This window comes from Methylobacterium frigidaeris, assembly GCF_022179185.1.
GTDB classification, from domain to species: domain Bacteria; phylum Pseudomonadota; class Alphaproteobacteria; order Rhizobiales; family Beijerinckiaceae; genus Methylobacterium; species Methylobacterium frigidaeris.
In genome coordinates this window covers 1-394 of the sequence record NZ_BPQJ01000152.1, presented here as the reverse complement: position 1 = coordinate 394, position 394 = coordinate 1, and the positions used below count along the sequence as shown (strand labels likewise).

Genomic DNA, 394 nt, shown 5'->3' with positions numbered 1-394 from the left:
GGGGAGACCTGCCGGGCGATCGTGCCGAGGAGGCGCTCCGCGTCCGCTGTCCGGCCGAGGGCCCGGTAGGTCAGCGCGGCCTGGGCCGTGCCCTCGATCCAGAGACCGTCGCGGTCCTCGTTGAAGTCGAACCCGCCCGCCGCGGCGAGAGGGGCCTCGGCGTAGGCAATGGACTTCTGCCACGCCGCGGGAGCGTCCGCGACACCGATCAGGGGCCAGAACTGCGTGTCGAGGTCGACGTGGTCGGTTGGCTGAAGCTGCCCCCCTGGCGTCGTGCCGAGGCGGAACACGCCGGGACCCGGGGCGTAGACGGCGTCGAGGAAGCGTCGCGCCATCGCCGCGGTGCGGGCATCCTCCGGCCGGCCCTCGAGCCGGTGAAGCCAGGCGGCCACCG

The 394-nt window shown here is 74.4% G+C and carries 1 pseudogene; it reads right to left on the bottom strand.

Features of this window, described 5'->3' with window-relative positions:
* Positions 1-394 (bottom strand): annotated as a pseudogene (locus MFF64_RS36640) (hypothetical protein); the annotation flags it as partial.